We start from the raw sequence: 23979 nt of genomic DNA, 5'->3' as shown, positions 1-23979 counted from the left end.
ACATGGCGGGGATTCAGTCTATCTCAGTTCTATGTTTGCACGATTTGTGATCTCTTTTGCGTTTCTCTGGCTGACCGCGCTGCCGGCATTGGCCCAGCAGCGCTGTGCGGTCTTGCTGCACGGATTGGCGCGTACGGAGACCTCATTTGCCTTGATGGAAGCCGCGCTAGAGGCCGAAGGATACCGCATTGTCCGCCCCGGCTATCCGTCAACAGAGGCGTCCATTCAGGATCTGATCAAGCCGACCTTGCCGGATGCAATCGCCGAGTGCGGCACCGAAAAGGTTGATTTTGTGACCCATTCCATGGGCGGCATTCTGGTTCGGCAATGGGCGGCGGAGGCCGGCGCAGAGCTGATCGGCCGAGTGGTGATGCTGGCACCGCCCAATCAAGGCAGTGAAGTCGTTGACGAATTGGATGATTACAATGTCTTCGGCTGGGTCAACGGTCCGGCGGGGGGGCAGATGGGCACGGGGGCGGAGTCCCTGCCGCGCAATTTGCCCCCGGTGGATTATCCGGTGGGCGTTATCGCGGGATCACAATCGTTGAACCCCTATTTTTCATCGCTGTTGCCGGGGGCGGATGATGGCAAGGTTTCGGTTGCATCGACGATGGTGGACGGTATGACGGACCACATCGTTTTGCCGGTGACCCATACCTTTATGATGAACAATCCACGGGTGATCGCGCAGACCATGACCTTTCTCAAGACCGGGTCGTTTGACCGGTCAATGACATGGCTCGACGGTGTTTTGGATTCAATTGGCTGCTCTGACGGGGTGTGCCTGCCCGGAGTGGACCTGCCCGATGCAAAACCTTGATCTGACCGGTGCGGAGGTCTTGTTGCCGGGTGGACTGCAGGTTCAGACGGTCTCTTTTGCGCAGGGCTTCATGCAGGCAGAGCGGGCCGGACGTGCGGTCGATCTGACCGGATTTCTGGTCCTTCCCGGTATTATTGATCTGCATGGCGATGCGTTTGAACGCCACCTTGCGCCTCGCCGCGGCGCGATGAAACAGATGAACGAAGGGTTGATTGCTGCCGAAGCTGAACTCGCGGCCAATGGGATTACAACCGCGGTTCTTGCGCAATTCGTCAGCTGGGAAGGCGGGCTGCGCGGGGTGGATTTTGCCGATCAGGTGTTCGGCGCGATCCGGTCAACTGCGCCGGATGTTGTGACAGACCTGCGGGCGCAATTGCGGTTTGAGACCCATATGCTGGACCTCTATGCAGAGCTGCCGGAGCGCATTCGGCAGTGGGGCTTGTCCTATGTGGTGTTCAACGATCATCTGCCGCATGACCGTCTTGCGGCTGGCAAGACGCCCAAGCGGATGGTCGGGCAGGCGCTCAAGGCGGGACGCAATCCGGATGTTCATCTGGCCATGATGAAAGACATGCATGCCCGCCGGGATGAAGTACCTGCGGCGTTGGACGCACTTTGCGCCAGTTTGGCACGCGCAGGTATTCAGATGGGCAGCCACGATGACCAGACAAGCGAGGATCGCGCGATCTGGCGCGAGCGGGGCGTGCGGGTGTCGGAATTTCCTGAAACCCATGCCGCTGCGGAGGCCGCGCATGCGGCGGGTGATGCGGTGGTGATGGGCGCGCCCAACGTCGTGCGCGGCGGGTCGCACAATGGCAATCTCTCGGCGATCGATTTGATAGCGATGGGCATGTGCGATGCGCTTGCGTCCGACTATCATTACCCATCGCCGCGCCGTGCAGCACTGATGTTGGCGGATACGGGGCTGTGCGATTTGGCCGCTGCCTGGCATCTGGTGTCGGCAGGTCCGGCCAAGGTGTTGGGCTTGGCGGATCGGGGTAGTCTGACACCGGGAATGCGGGCCGATATGGTGATCCTGCACAAGGACAGCCGCCGCGTGGCGGCGACCCTCGCGGGTGGGCGGTTTTCCTATCTATCGGGCGAAATTGCCACGCGGTTTATCGGCTGATCATCCGCGCTGGATGCGGTTTACATGTCCCATCTTGCGGCCCGGTTTGGTCTCCGACTTGCCATAGAGATGTAGGGCGCAATCACGCTCTTTCATCAGTTCCGGTACGCGGTCCATGTCATCGCCGATCAGGTTTTCCATCACCACATCGGCATGACGCGACCCATCACCCAGCGGCCAGCCGGTGATGGCGCGAATATGCTGTTCGAACTGGTCGACGGTGCAGCCATTCTGCGTCCAATGACCTGAATTGTGCACGCGCGGGGCGATCTCATTGACCACAAGCCCCTGCGCCGTAACAAACAGCTCGACGCCCAAGACACCTACATAATTCAATGCATTGAGAATGTTGGCGGCCATCAGCACGGCATCCATCCGCTGGGATGCGCTGAGCTTGGCTGGCACAGTTGTGCTGTGCAAAATACCGTCACGATGGACGTTCTCACCGGGATCAAAGCAGGCCACATCGCCCTCAGGGCTGCGGGCGGCGATCACAGATACTTCGTGACTGAACTCGACAAACCCTTCTAGAACAGCAGGCGCGCCTTGCATGTCCGCGAAGGCTTGATCGGTGTCTTCTGCGCTGCGCAGCCGCGCCTGACCTTTGCCGTCATACCCAAAACGCCGTGTCTTCAGGATCGAAGGGGTGCCAATTGATGCGACAGCGGTCTTCATCGCAGCGGCGTCAGGCACATCGGCAAAGGGCGCAACTGTCAGGCCCAGACCTTGCAGAAATTCTTTCTCGGTCAGGCGGTCCTGTGAAATCCGCAGGGCTTCGCGCCCCGGACGGATGGCGACCTGTGCCTCAATCACGTCCAATGCGGCGGTGGGCACGTTTTCAAACTCAAACGTCACCACGTCACAGGATTTGGCAAATCGGAGCAATGCATCATGATCGTCATAGCTCGCAGTGGTCACCGCATTGGCGACATGACCTGCAGGCGGGTTTGCGCCCGGCTCAAAGATATGGGTTTTGAATCCAAGTCGCGCTGCCGCGACAGACAGCATCCGGCCCAATTGCCCGCCGCCCAGAATGCCGATTGTGCTGCCAATGGGGAGAGGTTTAGTCATCGCTTGGAGCCTCCGGTATTGACGCGCTCAGCGCCTCGCGCCATTCATCCAGCCGCTTTGCGACTTCCGCGTCTTGCAACGCCAGAATGCCGGCGGCCATCAATCCGGCGTTGGCTGCGCCCGCCGCACCAATGGCCATCGTGGCCACGGGAAACCCCTTGGGCATCTGCAAAATGGAATAGAGGGAATCCACACCCGAAAGCGCCTTGGTTTGCACCGGCACGCCAATGACTGGCACACGGGTTTTTGAGGCCATCATCCCTGGCAAATGGGCCGCGCCGCCTGCGCCGGCGATGATCACCTGCAAGCCGCGGTCCACCGCCGTTTTGCCATAGTCCCAAAGCCGGTCGGGGGTGCGATGCGCAGAAACGATCCGCGTTTCATATGCGATGCCCAATTCATCAAGCAGCGTTGCCGCCTCGCGCATGGTGGCCCAGTCCGACTGAGATCCCATGATAATACCGACAGGGGGGGTGGTCATGAAACTGGGCCTTTGATTAGAAATTTGAAGAAGCGGCACTATAGCCAAGCGGCCCGCCGTGGCAATGCAACACCGGCGCTTTAGGCAATGATATCAGGGGTCAGACGGTCTTCGATCTGGGCAATCAGATCCTTTAGCCGCAGTTTGCGCTTTTTCAGCCGCTGAAGGGTCAGTTGATCGCCGGTTTTGCGATCCACAAGCGCATGAATGGCCTCGTCCAGATCCCGGTGCTCGCGCCGGAACACTTCCAGTTCCACGCGCAGCACATCGTCGTTTTTCATCGACAGATCTTGGGGGTCGGTCATGGGCAGGTGATTCCGTTTGGCGTCGGTCCGTTGAATATAGGGGTTAGCCATGATCGCGCATAGCCCTTGCGCCCTGCCAAATGCGCCCCCATATTCTTTTTAACGGGTTGCCGCATCAGGGGCCTGGTATTTGACTGTCGCTTGAGATCGTAAGGACGTGTCGCATGACAAAAATGACGCTTGGCTCTTATCCCCATATGTTGGGGTTTGAACAGCTGGAACGGGTGCTGGAACGCACTGCCAAAGGTGGCAACGAAGGCTATCCCCCGTTCAACATCGAACAGACATCTGATTTTAGCTATCGCATCACTCTGGCCGTGGCCGGGTTTGCCGATAATGATCTGTCGATCACCGTGGAGGATCGCCAATTGGTGATCCGTGGCCGTCAGACCGACGATTCCGCCGGACGAGTTTTTTTACACCGCGGCATTGCGGCTCGGCAATTCCAACGCTCCTTCGTTCTGGCGGACGGTGTCGAGGTTGGAGAGGCACTGATGGAGAACGGTTTGCTGCACGTGGACTTGACCCGCGCCAAACCTGAGACAGTTGTACAGACAATCGCGATTAAGAAAGGGTAGCCGAATGGAAAATATGAACGCCCAGCCAAACAAGGACCGGACCGTTTACGTCAAAACAATTGCGGTCACGGATCTGCCACGTGAGGTACGTGCGCAGGCCGAAGGGCTAGAGCAGCTTTACGCGGTCCATGACGCACAGGGGCAGCAGCTGGCGCTTGTTGGCAATCGCAAGCTGGCCTTTCATCTGGCCCGTGAACACGACTATGCGCCGGTGATGGTGCATTGATCGTTTGATCCGACCTTAGAAACGAAAAAGGCCGCAGTGATAACTGCGGCCTTTTTTGTGATCTGTTGCCTGATCAGAGGCTCATCGCGTTGATCAAACCCATGCTTTCAAGCTTCAACAACACCTGATGGGCGCAGTTGTCGACCTCAACATTTTCGGTTTCCAGTCGCAGTTCCGGGCTTTCAGGGACGTCATAAGGGTCTGAGATCCCGGTGAATTCCTTGATCTTGCCTTCGCGGGCCAGCTTGTAGAGCCCCTTGCGGTCGCGGCGTTCGCACTCCTCGATTGAGGTGGCCACATGCACCTCGACGAAGGCGCCAAAGTTCTCGACGTCTTCGCGCACGGCGCGGCGGGTGGTGGCATAGGGCGCGATCGGCGCACAGATGGCGATGCCGCCGTTCTTGGTGATCTCAGATGCGACATAGCCGATGCGGCGGATGTTGAGATCGCGGTGTTCCTTGCTGAACCCCAGTTCGGAGCTGAGGTTTTTGCGCACGATATCGCCGTCCAACAAGGTCACGGGGCGCCCGCCCATTTCCATCAGCTTGACCATCAAAGCGTTTGCGACGGTGGATTTGCCAGAGCCGGAGAAACCGGTAAAAAACACGGTAAAGCCTTGCTGGCTGCGGGGCGGCCGGGTGCGGCGCAGCTCTTTGACTACCTCGGGGAAAGAGAACCATTCTGGGATCTCAAGACCCTCTTGCAGGCGGCGGCGCAACTCCGTGCCCGAAATATTCAGGATCGTCACGTCGTCCTTGTCTAGGATTTCGTCGGCAGGTTCGTATTGGGCGCGTTCCTGCACATATACCATGTGCTTAAAGTCGACCATTTCGATGCCCATTTCCTCTTGATGCTCGCGGAACAGATCCTGTGCATCGTAGGGGCCATAAAAATCTTCGCCCTTGGCATTTTTGCCGGGGCCAGCGTGATCGCGGCCCACGATGAAATGTGTGCAGCCGTGGTTCTTGCGGATCAACCCGTGCCAGACGGCCTCACGCGGGCCAGCCATACGCATGGCGAGGTTCAGCAAAGACATGTTGGTGGTCGCGGCGGGGTACTTGTCCAGCACCGCCTCATAACAGCGCACGCGGGTAAAGTGATCCACATCGCCCGGTTTGGTCATGCCAACCACCGGATGGATCAGCAGGTTCGCCTGTGCCTCACGGGCCGCGCGGAACGTCAGTTCCTGATGGGCGCGGTGTAGGGGGTTGCGGGTTTGGAAGGCCACAATCTTGCGCCAGCCCAGCTTGCGGAAATAAGCGCGCAATTCGTTTGGCGTGTCGCGGCGGGCACGGAAATCATAGTGTACCGGTTGCTGGATGCCGGTGACCGGACCGCCAAGATAGACGCTGCCGGCTTGATTGTGCAGGTAGTTCACGGCTGGATGGGTGTCGTCATCCGCGCCGAAAACCTTCTCGGCCTCGCGCGATTTGTCGGGCGTCCAGCGGTCGGTCACGGTCATGGTGCCAAGGATAACGCCCTCTTGGTCGCGCAGGGCGATATCTTGCCCCACTTCGATCGAGGCGGCGAAGTCTTCGGAGACGTCCAGCGTGATCGGCATTGGCCAGAGGCTGCCGTCGGCCAGCCGCATGTTTTCAACAACACCGTTGTAGTCTTCTTCGGAAAGGAACCCTTTGAGCGGGTTGAACCCGCCATTCATCAACAGTTCAAGATCACAAATCTGGCGCGGAGACAGATCGTGGCTGGTCAGTTCCGCCGCCTCAAGTTTCATCTTCTGCGCGGAATCGTAGGATACAAAAAGCTCCGGTATCGGGGCCAGATTGCTCAACATTGTCATGGTTTTCTCGTTTTGCCTCAGGTCGCAGCGCGACTTTCCCGCGCGGTATGCCCCTTCAATAAGACAAATGTCTAGCAAAGCTCGAAAAAACAGCTTTCAAAAAGGAAAAAGTTCGCGGTTTGGCGCAAAAACCACGCCAAACCGTCTAAATTGGCGTTAAACGCCCTCTTTTACTTCTGCACCGTGACCCAGCGGCAGGGAGGTGTCTTTGCCTTCGTCATCACCGACTTCGGCAAGGAAACGCTCCGCTTCAAGCGCGGCCATACACCCCATGCCCGCACTGGTCACCGCTTGGCGGTACTTGTGGTCTGTCAGATCACCCGCAGCGAACACGCCGGGGATCGACGTTTCTGTGCTATCAGGCTTGGTCACGACATAGCCGCCCATGTGGGTCTCCAGCGTATCTTTGACCAATTCGTTGGCAGGCGCGTGACCGATGGCAACAAAAACACCCTTGGCCGGAATGTCCGTGATCTCGCCGGTTTTGGTGTGTTTGACCTTGACGCCTTCGACGCCCAGCGGATTGTCGGTGCCGTAAACTTCTTCCAATTCATGGAACCAGAGAGGCTCAATCTTGGGGTTTTTCATCAAGCGGTTGATCAGGATCTTTTCCGCCCGCAGCTCATCACGGCGGTGGATCAACGTGACCTTGGAGGCAAAGTTGGTGAGGAACAATGCCTCTTCCACGGCGGTGTTGCCGCCGCCGATGACGACGATCTCCTGACCGCGATAGAAAAAGCCATCACATGTGGCACAGGCAGATACGCCAAAGCCTTTGAACTTTTCTTCGCTCTCAAGGCCAAGCCATTTGGCACGGGCGCCGGTGGCAAGGATGACCGCGTCTGCCACATAGGTGGTGCCGCTGTCGCCTGTCGCATGGAAGGGGCGGCTGGACAGATCCAGATCGGTGATAATATCGCCGATGATTTCGGTGCCCATCGCCTTTGCGTGGTCTTGCATGCGGACCATCAGATCCGGCCCTTGCACCTCGGTATCGCCGGGCCAGTTTTCGACCTCTGTTGTGGTGGTCAACTGGCCGCCAGGTTCGATGCCCTGCACCAAGATAGGCTCCAGCATGGCGCGGCTGGCATAAACGCCTGCGGTATATCCCGCTGGGCCTGAGCCGATGATCAGAACTTTGGTTTTGCGTGTCTCGGCCATATGGCACCCCCGAAGATCAATTGCAGCCCGCCCGATATAGCCATGGCGGCGGCCTGCTTAAACCCCTGAAGATTCCGGATAGGGAGCCAAGGCCGCTTTACCTGCGACAGAAATCCGATTATCAGCCGCAAACCCAAGCTGTTAGCGCCAAAGATCAATGGGTGCATCTTGGTGCTCAAGTCGGGGTGTTCAGACATCGCAGAAAGAATCTTGCGTGAATGCGAAACAATATTGCGTGCGCCACTGGCGCTGCTATAAGAATCGCAATCTTGAAAGGGGCAAACATGGCAGGCACACGGCTTGATCCGATTGATCGGAAAATTCTGGCTGAATTGCAGGCGGACGGTCGGATGACCAACGTTGAATTGGCCAAACGGGTTGGTATTTCCGCGCCGCCCTGTCTGCGCCGGGTGCGTACCCTCGAGGAACAGGGGTACATCAAGGGTTACCATGCCGATGTTGACGCCCGCGAGTTGGGCTTTGAGGTGCAGGTGTTTGCGATGGTGGGGCTGGCCAGCCAGGCCGAAGTTGATCTGAGTGCCTTCGAAGCAAAATGCCGCGAATGGCCGCTGGTGCGTGAATGCCACATGCTCAACGGCGAGGTGGATTTCATCCTCAAATGCGTGGCGCCGGACCTGTCCAGCTTTCAAAGCTTTCTCACCGGTGACTTGTTGACCACACCCAATGTGGCCAGTGTCAAAACCAGCCTGGTGATCCGGGGCGCCAAGGATGACCCTGGCGTTCCCTTTGATGTTTTGGAACAGCGGCTCGAAACTCAGGCCTGAAGCGCCTGAACGGTTCCGGTGTCCAAACCCGCTTCGGGTGCGCGGGGATGTGCCAGAGGCCCAAAATCGGCCAAGGTGTCGATCTGCGGAAACATTTCCAGGAATCGGTCCCGTAAGGAGGATGACGTTGCCCGCATCGCATGGGCACCGGGGTGAAATGTCTCCATCTCCAGCCCGCCTGCATTGATCGCCGCATGGCGGGTCAGGCAAATGTGGAACAGGCGCACCGGCGTCGGTGGCACCACTTCAATCACATTCACACCATCCACAAATTCCCGCACCGGGGTCAGCAGCCTGGTTTCGCCAGCCTCGCCGCGCAGGTGATGCGGCGTCTTGAGAATACGCGCGCCCGGTCCCACAGTCAGGAAAGACGAGGGGCGCGCCGGGCCGAAACTGTCCGCCATGATGCGCATCAATGGCATCCGGCGGCCTGCGTCGGCAGGGACAAAGCTGCTGGATCCGATCCAGATCACGGGTGCCGGCTCGCCCGAGGAGGTGTTGACCATATCGCCCGGTTGCAGGTCTTCCACGGCGATGCCGCCGATTTCGGTCTGGATGACAGTGCCACGGGCAAAGGCGGTGAAGGCGGATTCAAACAAGGATAGGGCAGGCGCACGATCTTGGCCGATGAACAGCGATCCGTCTTTGCGCAGCGCGGCAATTTCAAAACTGCGCATGGGCACGGGCGATGTGCCGCGCCCGCCACGCTGTGCCGGTGGGTATTGGGCAAAGCCCGGCTGTGACAGTCCTGCGGATGTCGCACCGGTGCTGCGGTATGCGTTCAATGTCATGCGAAAACCTTTCTCAGGTTGGTCACATCCGTGTCGGCCCCCACCGACAACCACGGAAATAACAGGTGTCATCTCATGTCGTCATTGCAGCGAAAATCGCAGCCCAAGCCCGTGATTGTCAAAAAACCGGGGACATTGACGCCTCTTTCTTTCCCAATTTTGAGGGGGGTTGCCTTACTGTTTCCTTAATTGTGGATGGATTTGCCACATTTGCAGACAAAAACGCCCCGCATGCGAATCAACACATGCGGGGCGTTCTGAACGAGGGAACGTTCAAATCCCGGTAACCGGGAGGGAGATCTCTGCGTTAGGCGCTTTTGCGCTGCGGCGCTGCGGCGTTGCGCTTGGCGATGAATGCAGCGCGGCGTGCACCGCGGGCCCAGGGCATCACTGTATCGTTCTTGGCTGCGGCTTCGACGACACCTTTGATGAAGCGTTTGTTGGTTTTCATGGCTCTGGTCCTCTTGTGCATTCTGTTCTGGGCGTTTGCCCTTGCTTGAGGATGAATATGGCGGGTCAATCGGGCCGGTTTTTGGCAATTTGAGAAAAAGTTGAAAAAACTCCGGCGCAATTCCTGCCGCTTTATGGTCAGCTTGCCCCAATTGGCAGGCGCCCTTGTTTTTATGGACCATGCGGCCGTTCAATCATCAATCCGGTCGAAAATTTCGGATTGTTTCCAGATTGGGATCAGGCAATTGGGCAGGTCTGGGGCAGATTTCGCCCCAATCCTGCCCAGATCAGAGAGTGATGCAGGCAATCAGACGCCCATAATCGGCTTCTTTGGCGTGGGTCGTGCGCCTGTAGGAATAAAACCGGTCAGGATCACTATAGGTACAATGCCGCGTCCATTCGGCATGGCCCACACCAGCAGCCCGCAGGCGGTTCAGCCCAAATCCGGGCAAATCAAACTGCATCCGATCTGCCTCACCCTGGGCGAAATAGCGGGCATAGTCGGGATCTTCGGCCAGAAAATCCTCAAAGAACTCCGGCCCCACCTCATAGGCGCGTTGGCTGATGGAGGGGCCGATGACGGCTGTGATGTTGCCAGCCGTTGCACCAAGTTTGACCATCGCATCCACGGTCGCTTGTAACACGCCGTCCAGCGTCCCGCGCCAGCCCGCGTGGGCGGCACCGATGACACCGGCATCTGGGTCGGCAAATAGAACGGGTTGGCAATCGGCGGTCAGGATCGACAGGGCAAGTCCGGGTGTATCGGTCACCAAGGCATCGGCCCGTGGTTTGTCTTTGGTGGCGGTGGTGACAGTGACAACGTCGGCAGAGTGCACCTGATGCACCCCCAAGAGGCAATCTGGCGCCACACCCATGGCATCTGCCACGCGGGCGCGGTTAATGGTGACGATCTCGGACTGGTCAGAACTGCCCTGACCGCAATTCAATCCGGCAAACACGCCAGAAGACGCACCGCCCTTGCGGGTGAAGAACCCGTGGCGCAGGGGGGCAAGGCTGTCAGTTGTCAGAATCTCGAGTGTCATGGATCCAATCCCGGAGGCGGTGTGCCGCCCTTGGGAAAGAGCGCCATCACTTTAAACAGGTTTCCCATTTCTGCGGGATGCGTCAACCGGCGATGTGCGGCAATATGGTTTTCGAGTGCCGATCCGCTGAGCGCGCGGGCCAGTTGCTGCGCTCTTTGGGTGATGCCAAGACGTTCGAGAAACACCCCTTGAGCGGTGACGCGGCTATAGGCGCAACCGGACGCGGCCATGGCCAGCGCTTCGAAATCGACATGGGCGGTCAGGTCTGCAAGGCCAGGAGAGGAGAGCGGATCAACGGATTCGTGATTCTGAACGGCCTGAAGCGTGTCACCCAGACTGCGCCAGTCGCCATAGTCAACGATCAGCGCTGCGCCGCCTCTGGCGGCGATGCGGCTGGCAATCTGTTCTGCAATGGGTCCGGCTGCTGGGCAGGTCTCAATTAGATCACCGTCTTTGGTATCATCGAGGCGGAAACTCAGGCCAGGGCACGGTTGGGCAGGGCCAAGGCCCATGGTCAGCGTGCCGCCCTCTGTGCCGATGTTACGCTCGCGCCAGTTGGGCCCGGCGCGTTGAAACTGCCGGATCGGCAGGGCGTCGAAGAATTCATTGGCGATGAGGAACAGCGGTTGTTCGGGCAGGTCTGCTATACTGTCCAGCCAGCGCACGGGATGCGGGTTGAGGGTTTCTTGCTGCACGGATTGCAATGCGGGGGAGGCCTCGATCAAGATGACCTCAGCCGCATCCAGAAAGCCCGGCACCTGTCTTGCAGCCCGCAGCAGGTCGGCCATTAATGTGCCGCGGCCCGGTCCAAGCTCGGCCAGGGTAAAGGGATTGGGTGCACCTTGTTCCAGCCAGGCCTGCGCCAAGGCAAGGCCGATCAATTCGCCAAACATCTGGCTGATTTCTGGTGCCGTGACAAAATCACCGCTTTGTCCAAATGGCGTTTGGCTGGTGTAATAACCCAGCGTCGGGTGCAGCAAGCAGGTGGACATATAATCGTCCAGACGCATCGGTCCTTCGGCCGCGATCCGCGCGAGGATATGGTCCTTGAGGGTCATGGGCGGGCGCGGAAGATCAAGAACAGGCCGACAGCGATCATCGGCAGGCTCAGGATCTGGCCCATGGTCAGGCCAAATTCGCCAAGCTGCCATGCAAGGCCCAATGGGTTGCCATCCGAGACAAATTGCGCATCCGGCTGGCGGACAAATTCGACCGCAAATCGTGCCGCGCCGTATCCGGCAAGGAATGTCCCGCAAATCACGCCGCCACGCTTCAGCGCGCCGCGCCGCCATGCCAGCCAGAGGATCACGCCCCCAAGGATCAACCCTTCGAGCAGCGCCTCATAAAGCTGCGAGGGGTGCCGGGCGCAGATGCCAGCCACCTCCGGGCAAAACTGCGCAGCTTCGGTCGGGAAGGCCACGCCCCAAGGCAGATCGGTTGGACGCCCCCAAAGCTCAGCGTTGATGAAATTCGCAATCCGCCCCAGCAAAAGGCCGGGGGCAAGGCCGAGGCAGATCATATCGGCGGTTGGCAGTTTGGGGATGGCGTGGCGCTGGGTATAGGCAAAGGCGGCGATGATCACGCCAAGTGCACCGCCATGAAACGACATACCGCCCTGCCAGACCTGTAGGATCTGGCCGGGATTGGCGAGATAATGCGCGGGTTGATAAAATAGGACATATCCCAAGCGCCCGCCCAGAATGACCCCCAGAATGACCCAGAACAACATATCTTCGACCTGCTGCGCGGTCATTGGGGGGGTATTGCTGCGCCAAAGCTCTGGCTTGCGGATCGTGCGCACGACAAGCCGCCAGCCGATGACGATCCCTGCGATATAGGCCAGCGCATACCACCGCAGGGCAAAAGACATACCAAAAAGAGACACAGTGAAGATCTCGGGGGCGATATCGGGAAAGGGGATCATAGCGGTCATGGCGCTGATTGAGCGTGATGGGCCGAGGAAGTCAACCTTGCGAGCGGCGCACCGAGACCCCATATAAGGATCAACACAAAGCGCCGGAGACCAGACATGCAAACCCGTAACAAGATTTTTGACGATATCAGCCAGATGATGACCAACGCCATGGGCGTGGCACAGGGCGCAAAGGACGAAGCGGAAACCGCCATGAAAGGCATGATGGACCGCTGGCTGGCGGACCGCGATTTTGTGACGCGCGAAGAGTTTGACGCGGTGCGGGCGATGGCCCAGAAGGCGCGCGAAGAGAACGAGGCGCTCAAGGCGCGTCTGGACGCGCTTGAGGCCAAGTAAACGCAACCCAAAGGCGGCGCTGCCGCGCCATTCTGTATATTGCAGATTGAGAATGATCACCCGGACCGCCCCCGTGGCGTCCGGGTGTTTTGTTGTTCTTGAGTTTTTCTTGCCAAATGAAGAGATGCACCGCGTTATTTTGGTGTTCGGGCCGACTTACACACAAGATATTGGAGTTATCCCCTACGAATTGTGGTTATCCCCAGAAAAGGGGTTGCCAGATGCGCCCGCTGCCCGCACCATATCTAGTATAGGCGCTGGGTCGCCCCACGCCTTTTAGTGCAGGCTTCCATGTTTGGTGGTGAATACGCCGCCCGACCCGGATAAAAAAAGAGGTGGCGAAATGGCCCTGTCCGAGCAGTACCTTGAAGAAGATATTCACCCCATTGATATTGTTGAGCATTTGGCGGCTCATCATGATTGGGATTTTGATCGAATTGCGGATGATCAGATTGCGATGGCTGTGGAGGGGCAGTGGCGCACCTATTCCATCACCCTTGCCTGGTCGTCCTATGATGAGACTTTGCGCTTGATCTGTACCTTCGAGATGGAGCCGCCCGCCGAGAAATTGCCAAAGCTTTATGAGCTTCTCAACAATGTGAACGATCAATGTTGGGCTGGTGCCTTTACCTATTGGGCAGAACAGAAGTTGATGGTCTATCGCTATGGTTTGGTGCTGGCGGGGGGAAATGTTGCCTCGGCCGAGCAGATTGACACAATGATCGGTGCCGCCGTGATGAGCGCGGAGCGGTATTACCCGGCGCTGCAGCTTCTGGTCTGGGGGGACCGGACGCCGGAAGAAGCCATTCAGGTTGCCATTGCAGAGGCCTACGGGCGGGCGTAACACTTTGCCCCGGAACAACCGGGGGACATATCATGAAAGACAGCCGAATTGCATCGGGCGGCTTGGTGTTGCTGGGATGCGGCAAGATGGGATCCGCGATGTTGGCCGGGTGGCTGGCCCGCGGCTTGCCGGCCACGTCGGTTTGGGTCAAGGATCCCTATCCATCTGAATGGTTGCAGGCGCAAGGCGTGCATCTGAACCAACCTTTGCCAGAGACGCCAGCGGTGGTGCTGGTGGCGGTCAAACCGCAGATGATGGCCGAGGCCTTGCCGACCTTGAGGCCAATGGGCAACGGCGAGACTGTTTTTGTCAGTGTCGCGGCGGGAACCACGATCTCCTTTTTTGAAAATGTACTTGGCGCAGACACGCCTGTTGTGCGGGCAATGCCCAATACGCCGGCAGCAATCTCTCAGGGGATCACGGCAATTGTCGCCAATGACGCCGCCGGCGCAGCCGCGCTGGATGAGGCGGAGGCGCTTTTGTCCGCGGTGGGTGCGGTTGTCCGGTTGGAGCAGGAGGCGCAGATTGACGCGGTCACCGGGGTCAGCGGATCTGGCCCAGCTTACGTGTTCCATATGATAGAGACCATGGCGGCGGCGGGTGAGGCGCAAGGGTTGCCAGCCGATCTATCAATGCAATTGGCCAAGGCAACCGTGGCCGGGGCAGGTGCCTTGGCGATGGCGGCAGAGGAAAGCCCAACGCAGTTGCGGGTCAATGTGACCAGTCCAAATGGCACCACGCAGGCCGCGCTTGAGGTGTTGATGGATGAAAAAGACGGCTTTCCTGCCTTGCTGCAGCGGGCGGTGAAGGCGGCAACAGACAGATCGAAGGAACTGGCAGGTGGCTGAGATATCATTTGATGATTTCATGAAGGTGGATGTTCGGGTTGGCACGGTGACGCGGGCCGAACCCTTTCCGGAGGCGCGAAAGCCTGCGATCAAGATGTGGATCGATTTCGGACCAGAGATTGGTGAGCGCAAGACATCCGCGCAGATCACCGTGCATTACACGCCTGAGAACCTGGTCGGGCGGCAGGTGATGGGCGTGGTCAATTTCCCGCCCCGGCAAATCGGGCCGTTCATGTCAGAGGTTCTGGTTTTGGGAACGCCGGATGCAGACGGCGCGATCGTGCTTTTGCAACCCGGCCAAGAGGTGCCGAACGGAGGGCGGATGCATTGAATAAGGTTTTGGTAACGCGGCCCCTGCCGGAGGCCGTCACATCGCAACTGACCGCTGTGGAACTGACAGTGCGCGATGAGACATTGCCGTTGACCGCGCAGGAATTGCGGGCCGCATTATCCGAGTATGACGCGGTCTTGCCGACCTTGGGCGATGCATTCTCGGCCGAGGTCTTTGCAGATGTGCCTGCGCCGCGCTGCCGTTTGCTGGCGAATTTCGGTGTTGGCTATAACCACATTGATGCAGCGGCGGCCAAGGCGGCGGGGATCACTGTCACCAACACACCCGGCGCAGTTACCGATGCCACTGCGGATATTGCAATGACGCTGATGCTCATGTCAGCTCGGCGTGCCGGCGAAGGGGAACGGTTTGTGCGTTCCGGCACTTGGCCGGGGTGGCATCCGACGCAGATGCTGGGCCTGCATCTGACGGGCAAGACTGTCGGTATCGTGGGTATGGGCCGGATCGGACAGGCGATTGCGCGGCGCTGCCATTTTGGGTTTGGCATGGATGTGGCCTATTTCAGCCGCAGCGAGAAGACGCTGGCCTATCCGGCGCAACAATATTCCGACCTCAAAGAGATGGCCGGAAAAGTTGATATCATGGTGGCCGCTGTACCGGGCAGTCCGCAGACCCATCATTTGATTGATGCTGCGGTGTTGGATGCGATGCAACCCCATGGCCATCTGATCAACATCTCGCGGGGAGATGTTGTTGAAGAGGCCGCTTTGATCACAGCCTTGCAAGACCGGCGGATCGGTGGTGCCGGGCTGGATGTTTACGAATTCGAGCCGAAAGTGCCTGCGGCGCTGCGGGAACTGGAGAATGTCGTGCTGTTGCCGCATCTGGGCACCTCCGCACTGGAGGTGCGGGTCGAAATGGGGCTGATGGCGGTTGAGAATATTCAGGCGTTTTTGGCCGGAAAGACACCGCCAAACGCAGTGTAGAAAAGGCGCTGCACCGGTAAGAGGATGCAGCGCCTGTAGATCTCGGGTCTAGTTGACCGTCCGCCATTTGGGCAGGCGAATGCAGGCCACGGTCTGGGTTGGTTCGGCCCGGACCTCAAATTCACCGCCGTGCAGTTCAACCAGTTTGCGGGTCAGGGGCAGGCCAAGACCAAGGCCGCCGCCGGTGCCGCGTTTTTCGATGTCGCCGCCCACGATGAAGGGTTTGTAAAGCTCGGCCAGCTCGACGTGATCGTCGATGCTGCCATTGTCGGCAACACAAATTTCGACGTTTCCGGCTGGGTCATGACCGCAGGATATCGCAATCTCGTCGCCGCCATGCAGAACGGAATTGAGCATCAGTGAGGTCAGGCAGATCTTGATGTGTTCTTGATCCACAAGAATTTCACCGTGCATATCCGTTGTCGGGTTGATGATGGTCTTGCCAACTTCGGCTACGCTGAATTGATGGTTTTGCCGCAGATCATCCAGCAGATCGGCCATATTGGTTGATTGCTCGTTCAGTTGTAGTTCACCAGTGTTGATGTTGCTGAACTTCAGAATGGAATCGATCAGCGTCGACAGATGTTCGCTGGATTTGATCGAACTGTTGGCCAGCTTTTTGCTGACCTGGTCTTCAAGGCGGGACTCAAGGATGCGCATCGCACCGTGAACGATGGTCAGGGGCGTGCGCAGCTCATGACCAACAAGTGTGAGAAAAGCCGACTGGCCTTGATCACTAGGCACGGCAGCAGGTTCTGCAGGGGCTTTTTCCAATGCGGCCACAACCGCGCGGCCCATGTCCTTGAGCACAGCCATATCGCGTTCACTGGGGGCCTCATGCGGGACCACATCCAAGGCGCAAAGGCTGCCGAAGCGATAACCGGACGACAAGATCAGCGGCACACCGGCATAAAACCGGGCTTGAGGGCCGCCTTCGGCAACCATCGGGTGATCGGCAAACTTGGGATCTTTGCTGAGATCGGGGATAATCATCGGCTGTTCGGTCATGATCGTATGGGTGCAGAACGATTGATTCTTTGGCATTTCGCCCAGTTCAATGCCGATCACCGATTTGTACCACTGTGTGTCTTGTTCCACGACAGAGATATGTGCGATGGGACAGCCAAACAGCTTGGCCGTTGCATCGCACAGTGCATCGAACAACGCTTCGTTTTCGCGGGTCAGACCCGGCACATGCTGCACGGCAGCGACACGGGCTTCTTCATTGAAGGGAATTGGGTGGGTTCTCATATCCGGCCTCAATATGTTTTGAGTTCAAATCAATATTTTTGCCTGAGCTAAGGGAAGATCAGGTCAAAAATTGGGCAGGACTTCGGTAAATATTGGCAGGGGTGTGTGAAATCAGCCTTCGACCGCCTCACGCCAGTGTCGGCGGCACAGGGAAACATAGGTCTCATTCCCGCCGATCTGGACTTGTGCGCCGTCTTTCAAGACGGTGCCATCCGCCGCCGTCCGGACAACCATGGTCGCTTTTTTCCCGCAATGGCAGATGGTGCGGACTTCGCGCATTTCATCGCTCAGCGCCAGCAGGGTGGCCGATCCGGGAAACAGCTCTCCGCGGAAATCCACACGAAGGCCGAAACACATGATCGGGACCCGCAGATCGTCCACAGCGCGGGCCAGTTGCCACACCTGTTCGGGCTGCAGAAACTGTGCCTCATCAATGAACACACAGGCGCAGGGCCCGGCGTCGATCCGATTTTCAATCTTGGCAAAGAGATCTTCGCCGGGGGCAAAGGTATCGGCCTTTTCGCCAATGCCGATCCGCGAGGCGATGCGCCCTTCGCCGGCGCGATTGTCAAACTGGGCGGTCAAAAGATAGGGCACCATGCCCCGTTCGACATAGTTATGGGCCGCCTGAAGCAGTACCGTCGATTTGCCCGCGTTCATGGTGGAATAGTGAAAGTACAGTTTTGCCATGGCCGTGTTGGTACGCCATCGGGCGGGCGGGCTTCAAGCGTTCGGCGGCCGAAAACCGACCGGCGGGCGCAATTTCCGGTGAGGCCAAAAGAAGCAGACGCCGTTTTATAAATGACAAGTCGGGGTGGTTTGAGTAAGGGGTCTACCAACGGGCCGGTTTTCTGCGACAATAAGAAACGGGCAAGCGAGCGGCGGGGAGGCTGAGACATGGCCGGTATGGGCAGTTATCTGAAGAAACACACCGAAGCATTGGTGAAAGATGTTGGCATCGAGCCCGCGTGCGAAGTGACCGGTAAATCCAAGGCAACCTTGGGACGTTACTATTCAGACAACCCTGAACATTCTGATCGTTTCATGCCCATTGATGCCGTGGCGCAGCTGGAAGAGGCCGCTGGCTATCCTCATGTCACGGTCGCCTTGGCCGAGCTGCGCGGCGTTGCCTTGAACTTCGAAGGGCGGCGGGCCAATTCCGAACGCTCGGGCAATGTGAATTCAGATGTGATCGCGCTCAGCCAACGGTTTGCGCTTTTGATGGCAGAGTATCAGCAGTCCATAGAAGACGGGCAGATCTCTGTGAACGAAGCCAAGCGATTGCTGAAAGAAACCACCCTGTTGCAGCAGGTGCTGGTGGACATGAAGCTGAACCTCGAAGACGAAAGCGGCTGATAGCAGGGGCGGGGCAGGCGTTAGCCGTGCCGTTGGACCACCACGGAGCCAACGGAATAGCCTGCGCCAAACGAACAGATCAGCCCGGTATCGCCGTCTTTCATATCGTTGGAATGTTTGGAAAACGCGATGATCGACCCCGCCGATGAGGTGTTGGCGTATTCTTGCAGGATGTTGGGCTGCTCGCCTGGCTCCGGCGTGCGTCCCAGAACCTTGCGACCGATAAAATCATTCATGGATTTGTTGGCCTGATGCAGCCACAGCCGTTTGAGATCCTTCGCATCCACACCCTCTTCGGCCATGTGACCGGCGATATGTTCCGCCACCAGCGGCAACACCTCTTTGAACACCTTCCGGCCATTCTGCATGAACTGCATATCGCGGCGGTCCTTGACCCCGTCGGGGCGCGAGCGGCGCAAAAAGCCATTGTTGTTCCGGATATTATTGGAAAAATCAGTGGCACAGCGGGTCGATTTGATCTCGAAATAGGGGCCGGTTGCTGCTTCTTCGCGTTCGATCAGGGTGGCGGTGGCGACATCGCCAAAGATGAAATGGCAATCGCGGTCGCGCCATTCCAGATGCGCCGAACAGATCTCAGGATTGACCACCAGCGCCGACCGGATGGAGCCGGAGCGCACCATATCCGCCGCCGCCTGAATGCCGAATGTTGCAGATGAACAGGCGACGTTCATATCAAATGCAAAGCCCTCGATGCCCAGCAGATCCTGTATTTCGATTGCCACCGCCGGATAGGCCCGTTCAAGGTTGGAGGCGGCGCAAATCACCGCATCCACATCGGCAGCGGTTTTGCCCGCCTGGGCCAATGCTTTAGTTGCGGCATCAAGGGCCATCTCTGCCATCAGGCTGGGTTCATCATCGCTGCGCTGGCGCAGCAGGGGATGCATCACCTCAGGATCGAGAACGCCGGTTTTATCAATCACATAACGCTGCTCAATGCCGCTGGCCTTAAAAATGAACTCTTCGGAGGAATGCTCCTTTGCATCCAGATCACCGGCCGCAATCGCATCCGCGTTTCGCGTATTATAGAGATCGACATAGGCGTTGAACGCTTCGACCAATTCGGCATTGGTGATGATCTGGTCCGGGGTGAAAACACCGGTGCCGGTGATGGCAGGTTTGAACATGAAAAGGCCCTCTTGCGTTGGGTCAGGGTACACATGCCGGGGCCAGCGGGGCAAGGGCGAAGGGGGTTCTGGGGTATTTGTGAGAGCGCGGGTCAGAAAGTTTTAAGGCTTTGCAGCGATGTTACCGCGGATGAAGCTGCAAAGGGCGATGACATTGGGTTTCTGGGTGCGGCTTTTCCTTGCCGTGTTTCTTTGTGCCGGACCTGCATTGGCGCAGGATGCCGGATCACTGCGGATGGATTTGATGGCGCAGCAGGGTCAAAGGGCGCTGCGGATCGCGAAATCCGCCTGTTTGGTCATGTCGGGATCACAATCAGAGCTGCACGCAGATGCGGCCACTGAAACCGCGCTGGAATTTGATGCCACCATGGTGCAGCTCATCGACGGGGACGCCGGGACCGGACTGGCACCTGAGAAAGACGATGCACGGCGTCAGAGGCTGGAGGAAATATCGCGTCTTTCCAAAGGATTGACACGTTCTTCTTTGCAGATTGCAGCAGGGGATTTTCACACGATCCCTGTCTCTTTGTTGCTGGTGCGCAATCAACGGGTGGCGGATCAGATGTTTGAGGTTTTGTCGGAAGCGGCCTCAAGCTATGCCCCGGCTGAACAACCGACGGAAGTCCGCAATGCGATCGGGCTTTTGCAGGCCCAACATGCCTTGATCGAAGAATTGCTTCGCGATGTTTGCTATGCACGGCTGTCGCTTGGACCCGAAGATCACGGGGCGCAAATGATTGCAAAAATGCGCAGGTTTGAGGCGGCGAATGCGGCCTTGATCACAGGTGATGCCGAGCGCGGCCTGTCAAAAGCGCCTAACATCAGCATCAAGATTGCCCTTGGCCAAGTGGACAGCAAATGGATCAGCCTTCACGCCCTGCTCAACGATGCCGCGATGGGCAAGGAACAGGACGTGCGCGATGTACAGCTTGCATCTGTGTTGGGCGAAACCCTCACCCACCGCATGACCAAACTGATCAAGATGTATCGAAAGCTGTGAGGGTTACCCCTGCAAGGATTTCACCCCAATCTCGTCTTCGGCCTGCGCCTTGATCGCCAGAGCGGCCGCATGTGAACCGGCCGCCGTGGTGAAATAGGGGATCTTGTCAAAGAGCGCGATGGAGCGAATGGATTTGCTGTCCTCGACGGCTTGGGCACCTTCGGTGGTGTTCATCACCAGATGCACGTCGCCATCTTTCATCATGTCCGTGATGTCAGGGCGGCCCTCATAGACCTTGTTGACCACATCACAGGACAATCCCTGACCATTGAGCCATTCGGCGGTGCCGCGGGTGGCGATCAGGGTAAAGCCCTGATCCAAAAGCACTTTGGCCGCTTCAAGCATATCCGGTGTTTTGTCCATGTCCTTGATCGACAGGAAAGCACAACCGTTGCGTGGCAGTGGGTTGCCCGCGCCCATCTGCGCCTTGAGGAAGGCGCGGGGGAAGTCGCGATCCCAGCCCATCACTTCACCGGTTGAGCGCATTTCCGGCCCAAGCAGGGTATCAACGCCGGGGAAACGGGCGAATGGCATCACGGCCTCTTTCACCGAGAACCACGGCATGTTTGGATCGGCCAATGTCATCGGATCACCAAGCGGCAGGACATCGTCATAAGAGGCCTGCTCTGGATAGGCGGGACGCTTAGGGAAGTTTGACAGAGGCTCACCCGCCATAATCCGGGCGGCGATGGAAGCAATGGCACTGTCCGTCGCCTTGGCCACAAATGGCACGGTGCGCGAGGCGCGCGGGTTCACTTCGATCAGGTAGATCTCGCCGTCTTTGAGGGCGAACTGAATATTCATCAGACCAACCACATTCAACGCCAAGGCCAGGGCGCGGGTCTGTTTCTCGACCTCTTCGATCACGTCACGGGACAGCGAATAGGGCGGCAAGGAACAGGCACTGTCACCCGAATGCACACCCGCCTCTTCGATATGCTGCATGATACCGGCGACATGCACGTCTTTGCCATCGCAAAGGGCGTCAACGTCCAGTTCCACCGCGCCGGACAGATAGCTGTCGAGCAAAACAGGGCTGTCACCAGAGACAACAACTGCGGTCGAGATGTAGCGTTCCAACGACGCCTGATCACGCACGATTTCCATGGCGCGCCCCCCCAGAACATAGGAGGGACGGATCACCAGCGGGAAGCCGATGTCAGAGGCAATTTCCATCGCTTCGCTGTCGGAATGCGCGATGCCATTGTGCGGCTGCTTCAGGCCAAGGCTTTGCACAAGCTGCTGGAAACGTTCACGATCCTCGGCCAGGTCAATTGCGTCCGGCGTGGTGCCAAGGATCGGGATACCGGCCTCTTGCAAGGCGTTGGCCAGTTTCAGCGGGGTCTGGCCACCAAACTGAACGATCACACCGTGCAGGATGCCGTTTTCCTGCTCAACCCGCAGGATCTCCATGACATGTTCAAAGGTCAGCGGTTCAAAATACAACCGGTCCGAGGTGTCATAGTCGGTCGAGACCGTCTCGGGGTTGCAGTTGACCATGATGGTCTCGTAACCCGCATCGGTCAGCGCATAGCAGGCGTGACAGCAGCAATAATCAAACTCGATCCCCTGACCGATCCGGTTGGGGCCGCCGCCAAGGATCACGACCTTTTTGCGTTCCGATGGGCGCGCCTCGCATTCCACGTCGCCCATCATTGGAGCCTCGTAGGTGGAGTACATGTAAGGCGTCTGCGCCTCAAATTCCGCGGCGCAGGTGTCGATGCGTTTGAACACCGCTTTGACGCCTGCGTTCAGGCGTGCGTTGCGGACTGCGGTTTCGGATTGCCCGGTCAAATGGGCCAGCCGTGCATCGGTGAAGCCCATCATCTTGAGGTGGCGCATCGCGGTTTCATCCGTGGGCAGGCCGTCGGTTTTGACTTGTGTCTCCGCGTCGATGATTTCGCGGATGCGGGCGAGGAACCAAGGGTCAAACATGGTCACGCCGTGAATTTCGTCATCGGACATGCCGTGGCGCATGGCTTGGGCAATGGTGCGCAGACGGTCCGGAGTTTGTTTGCTGATCGCTTTGACCAAGGCCGCCTGGTCAGGCGCGCCGGGAATGTCGATCTCATCAAAGCCGGTGAGGCCCGATTCCATCGAAGCCAGCGCCTTTTGCATGCTCTCGTGGATGGTGCGGCCGATGGACATCGCCTCGCCCACGGATTTCATCGCCGTGGTCAGGTTCGGCTCGGAACCGGGGAATTTCTCAAAGGCGAATTTCGGGATCTTGGTGACCACATAGTCAATGGTCGGTTCAAAGCTGGCTGGCGTCACGCCGGTGATGTCGTTGTCGAGCTCATCGAGGGTAAAGCCAACAGCCAGCTTTGCCGCGATCTTGGCAATCGGGAAACCCGTCGCCTTGGACGCAAGCGCCGAGGAACGCGACACGCGCGGGTTCATTTCGATCACAACCATGCGGCCATCGGCGGGGTTCACCGCCCATTGCACGTTGGAGCCGCCGGTTTCCACGCCGATCTCGCGCAGAACCGCGATCGAGTGGTTGCGCATGATCTGGTATTCTTTGTCCGTCAGGGTCAGTGCCGGTGCCACGGTTATGGAATCGCCGGTGTGCACGCCCATCGGGTCCACGTTTTCGATGGAACAGACGATAATCGCATTGTCGGCGGTGTCGCGCACCACCTCCATTTCGAACTCTTTCCAACCGAGCAGTGATTCGTCGATCAGGATCTGCCCCATAGGAGAGGCGTCCATGCCGGAGCGGCAGAAGAATTCGTAGTCTTCGCGGTTGTAGGCGACGCCGCCGCCGGTGCCGCCCATGGTAAAGGCGGGGCGGATAATGGCCGGTAGACCGATCTCTTCGAGGTCTTCAAGCGCCAGCGCCACACCCGCAGCAAGATCTTTCTTGCCGTCCGCGCCGATGGGCGCAGTGCAGATCGTGGCGCGGGGATTTTCGATGCCCAGACGGTCCATTGCTTCGCGGAAGAGTTTGCGATCTTCTGCCATTTCAATGGCTTCGCGTTTGGCTCCGATCATCTCAACACCGAATTTTTCCAGCACACCCATCTCTTCGAGGGCGAGGGAAGTGTTCAGCCCGGTCTGGCCGCCCATTGTCGGGAGCAAGGCATCGGGGCGTTCTTTTTCAATGATCTTGGCGACAATCTCGGGCGTGATCGGTTCAATATAGGTCGCATCGGCCAGCCCCGGATCGGTCATGATCGTGGCCGGGTTGGAGTTCACAAGAATGACACGGTATCCCTCTTCCTTGAGGGCTTTGCAGGCCTGTGCGCCGGAGTAGTCAAACTCGCAGGCCTGGCCAATAACAATGGGGCCTGCACCAATGATCATGATCGACTGGATGTCGGTTCTCTTTGGCATGGCTATGGCCCCCG

Annotated in this window: 26 protein-coding genes; 12 read left to right on the top strand and 14 right to left on the bottom strand. The window is 58.3% G+C overall.

Translation table 11 applies throughout. The features are described 5' to 3' along the window. The first annotated feature begins 31 nt into the window (after window positions 1-31). Window positions 32-820 carry an alpha/beta fold hydrolase gene (locus JNX03_RS09570; RefSeq protein WP_203208858.1) on the top strand — a complete coding sequence of 263 codons (789 nt, stop codon included), beginning with the start codon at window positions 32-34 and terminating at the stop codon, window positions 818-820. Then, entirely contained in the window at window positions 807-1949 is a 1143-nt protein-coding gene (locus tag JNX03_RS09565) for an alpha-D-ribose 1-methylphosphonate 5-triphosphate diphosphatase (RefSeq protein ID WP_203208857.1), read from the top strand. Before JNX03_RS09570 ends, JNX03_RS09565 begins: the two co-directional genes overlap by 14 nt. Here the strand turns inward: JNX03_RS09565 and JNX03_RS09560 are convergent, their stop codons facing one another. From JNX03_RS09560 to JNX03_RS09550, 3 genes are all read right to left on the bottom strand, one after another. Next, window positions 1950-3020: a 5-(carboxyamino)imidazole ribonucleotide synthase gene (locus JNX03_RS09560; RefSeq protein ID WP_203208856.1), complete on the bottom strand. Its 1071-nt coding sequence runs from the start codon at window positions 3018-3020 to the stop codon at window positions 1950-1952. Next, window positions 3013-3501 (bottom strand): 5-(carboxyamino)imidazole ribonucleotide mutase, encoded by a 489-nt coding sequence (purE, locus tag JNX03_RS09555; protein ID WP_203208855.1) that lies wholly within the window; start codon window positions 3499-3501, stop codon window positions 3013-3015. The genes JNX03_RS09560 and purE overlap by 8 nt, the downstream gene beginning before the upstream one ends. Window positions 3502-3581: 80 nt before the next feature. After that, complete coding sequence (locus tag JNX03_RS09550) at window positions 3582-3806, bottom strand: YdcH family protein (RefSeq protein ID WP_025047875.1); 225 nt, start codon at window positions 3804-3806, stop codon at window positions 3582-3584. A 164-nt stretch (window positions 3807-3970) separates the two neighbouring features. Here JNX03_RS09550 and JNX03_RS09545 point away from each other — a divergent pair, with 164 nt between their 5' ends. Continuing rightward, window positions 3971-4384 (top strand): Hsp20 family protein, encoded by a 414-nt coding sequence (locus JNX03_RS09545; RefSeq protein WP_203208854.1) that lies wholly within the window; start codon window positions 3971-3973, stop codon window positions 4382-4384. A gap of 4 nt (window positions 4385-4388) precedes the next feature. Beyond that, a complete protein-coding gene (locus tag JNX03_RS09540; RefSeq protein WP_231024260.1) occupies window positions 4389-4610 on the top strand; it encodes a DUF1150 family protein in 222 nt (73 codons plus the stop codon). A gap of 73 nt (window positions 4611-4683) precedes the next feature. Here JNX03_RS09540 and JNX03_RS09535 read toward each other — a convergent pair whose 3' ends face one another. Both JNX03_RS09535 and trxB read right to left on the bottom strand, forming a co-directional pair. Beyond that, a complete protein-coding gene (locus tag JNX03_RS09535; protein ID WP_203208853.1) occupies window positions 4684-6408 on the bottom strand; it encodes a bifunctional sulfate adenylyltransferase/adenylylsulfate kinase in 1725 nt (574 codons plus the stop codon). Between the two features lie 156 nt (window positions 6409-6564). Continuing rightward, complete coding sequence (gene trxB, locus JNX03_RS09530) at window positions 6565-7569, bottom strand: thioredoxin-disulfide reductase (RefSeq protein WP_203208852.1); 1005 nt, start codon at window positions 7567-7569, stop codon at window positions 6565-6567. A gap of 284 nt (window positions 7570-7853) precedes the next feature. On the opposite strand from trxB, the gene JNX03_RS09525 reads away from it, so the two are divergent. Then, complete coding sequence (locus JNX03_RS09525; RefSeq protein WP_203208851.1) at window positions 7854-8354, top strand: Lrp/AsnC family transcriptional regulator; 501 nt, start codon at window positions 7854-7856, stop codon at window positions 8352-8354. Here the strand turns inward: JNX03_RS09525 and JNX03_RS09520 are convergent. The 5 genes from JNX03_RS09520 to lgt all read right to left on the bottom strand — a co-directional run bounded on the left by JNX03_RS09520 (window position 8345) and on the right by lgt (window position 12571). Next, complete coding sequence (locus JNX03_RS09520; RefSeq protein WP_231024262.1) at window positions 8345-9145, bottom strand: Hint domain-containing protein; 801 nt, start codon at window positions 9143-9145, stop codon at window positions 8345-8347. The two genes, JNX03_RS09525 and JNX03_RS09520, sit on opposite strands and share 10 nt — an antisense overlap. A gap of 307 nt (window positions 9146-9452) precedes the next feature. Further along, a complete protein-coding gene (locus JNX03_RS09515; protein WP_203208850.1) occupies window positions 9453-9596 on the bottom strand; it encodes a hypothetical protein in 144 nt (47 codons plus the stop codon). A gap of 286 nt (window positions 9597-9882) precedes the next feature. Further along, window positions 9883-10638 carry a peptidoglycan editing factor PgeF gene (gene pgeF, locus JNX03_RS09510; protein WP_203208849.1) on the bottom strand — a complete coding sequence of 252 codons (756 nt, stop codon included), beginning with the start codon at window positions 10636-10638 and terminating at the stop codon, window positions 9883-9885. Further along, entirely contained in the window at window positions 10635-11696 is a 1062-nt protein-coding gene (locus JNX03_RS09505) for a class I SAM-dependent methyltransferase (protein WP_203208848.1), read from the bottom strand. The genes pgeF and JNX03_RS09505 overlap by 4 nt, the downstream gene beginning before the upstream one ends. Next, on the bottom strand, window positions 11693-12571 hold the full coding sequence (gene lgt, locus JNX03_RS09500; RefSeq protein ID WP_203208847.1) for a prolipoprotein diacylglyceryl transferase: 879 nt from the start codon (window positions 12569-12571) through the stop codon (window positions 11693-11695). Before lgt ends, JNX03_RS09505 begins: the two co-directional genes overlap by 4 nt. Before the next feature lie 96 nt (window positions 12572-12667). On the opposite strand from lgt, the gene JNX03_RS09495 reads away from it, so the two are divergent. From JNX03_RS09495 to JNX03_RS09475, 5 genes are all read left to right on the top strand, one after another. Then, a complete protein-coding gene (locus JNX03_RS09495) occupies window positions 12668-12907 on the top strand; it encodes an accessory factor UbiK family protein (RefSeq protein WP_025047864.1) in 240 nt (79 codons plus the stop codon). Between the two features lie 343 nt (window positions 12908-13250). Then, window positions 13251-13751: a YbjN domain-containing protein gene (locus tag JNX03_RS09490; protein WP_203208846.1), complete on the top strand. Its 501-nt coding sequence runs from the start codon at window positions 13251-13253 to the stop codon at window positions 13749-13751. Window positions 13752-13783: 32 nt separating this feature from the next. Beyond that, a complete protein-coding gene (gene proC, locus JNX03_RS09485; protein WP_203208845.1) occupies window positions 13784-14599 on the top strand; it encodes a pyrroline-5-carboxylate reductase in 816 nt (271 codons plus the stop codon). Beyond that, the gene (locus JNX03_RS09480; RefSeq protein WP_203208844.1) at window positions 14592-14930 is read left to right on the top strand and encodes a tRNA-binding protein; all 339 of its coding nucleotides are present in this window, start codon (window positions 14592-14594) and stop codon (window positions 14928-14930) included. Before proC ends, JNX03_RS09480 begins: the two co-directional genes overlap by 8 nt. Beyond that, a complete protein-coding gene (locus JNX03_RS09475; protein WP_203208843.1) occupies window positions 14927-15877 on the top strand; it encodes a 2-hydroxyacid dehydrogenase in 951 nt (316 codons plus the stop codon). The genes JNX03_RS09480 and JNX03_RS09475 overlap by 4 nt, the downstream gene beginning before the upstream one ends. Before the next feature lie 48 nt (window positions 15878-15925). Here the strand turns inward: JNX03_RS09475 and JNX03_RS09470 are convergent, their stop codons facing one another. Further along, entirely contained in the window at window positions 15926-17128 is a 1203-nt protein-coding gene (locus JNX03_RS09470; RefSeq protein ID WP_203208842.1) for a GAF domain-containing sensor histidine kinase, read from the bottom strand. A gap of 111 nt (window positions 17129-17239) precedes the next feature. Then, a complete protein-coding gene (locus JNX03_RS09465) occupies window positions 17240-17818 on the bottom strand; it encodes a thymidine kinase (RefSeq protein WP_203208841.1) in 579 nt (192 codons plus the stop codon). Between the two features lie 207 nt (window positions 17819-18025). Between JNX03_RS09465 and JNX03_RS09460 the strand changes: the two genes are divergently transcribed. After that, entirely contained in the window at window positions 18026-18484 is a 459-nt protein-coding gene (locus JNX03_RS09460; RefSeq protein ID WP_203208840.1) for a hypothetical protein, read from the top strand. A gap of 20 nt (window positions 18485-18504) precedes the next feature. Here JNX03_RS09460 and JNX03_RS09455 read toward each other — a convergent pair whose 3' ends face one another. After that, window positions 18505-19629: a beta-ketoacyl-ACP synthase III gene (locus tag JNX03_RS09455; RefSeq protein ID WP_203208839.1), complete on the bottom strand. Its 1125-nt coding sequence runs from the start codon at window positions 19627-19629 to the stop codon at window positions 18505-18507. 118 nt (window positions 19630-19747) lie between these two features. Here JNX03_RS09455 and JNX03_RS09450 point away from each other — a divergent pair, with 118 nt between their 5' ends. Next, window positions 19748-20629, top strand: a complete 882-nt coding sequence (locus tag JNX03_RS09450; RefSeq protein ID WP_203240799.1) for a hypothetical protein — start codon at window positions 19748-19750, stop codon at window positions 20627-20629. A 3-nt stretch (window positions 20630-20632) separates the two neighbouring features. Here JNX03_RS09450 and carB read toward each other — a convergent pair whose 3' ends face one another. Further along, entirely contained in the window at window positions 20633-23965 is a 3333-nt protein-coding gene (gene carB, locus JNX03_RS09445; protein WP_203208837.1) for a carbamoyl-phosphate synthase large subunit, read from the bottom strand. Window positions 23966-23979: the final 14 nt, after the last annotated feature.

Source organism: Sulfitobacter mediterraneus (assembly GCF_016801775.1).
GTDB lineage: Bacteria > Pseudomonadota > Alphaproteobacteria > Rhodobacterales > Rhodobacteraceae > Sulfitobacter > Sulfitobacter mediterraneus_A.
This window is presented reverse-complemented; position numbering and strand designations above follow the sequence as displayed.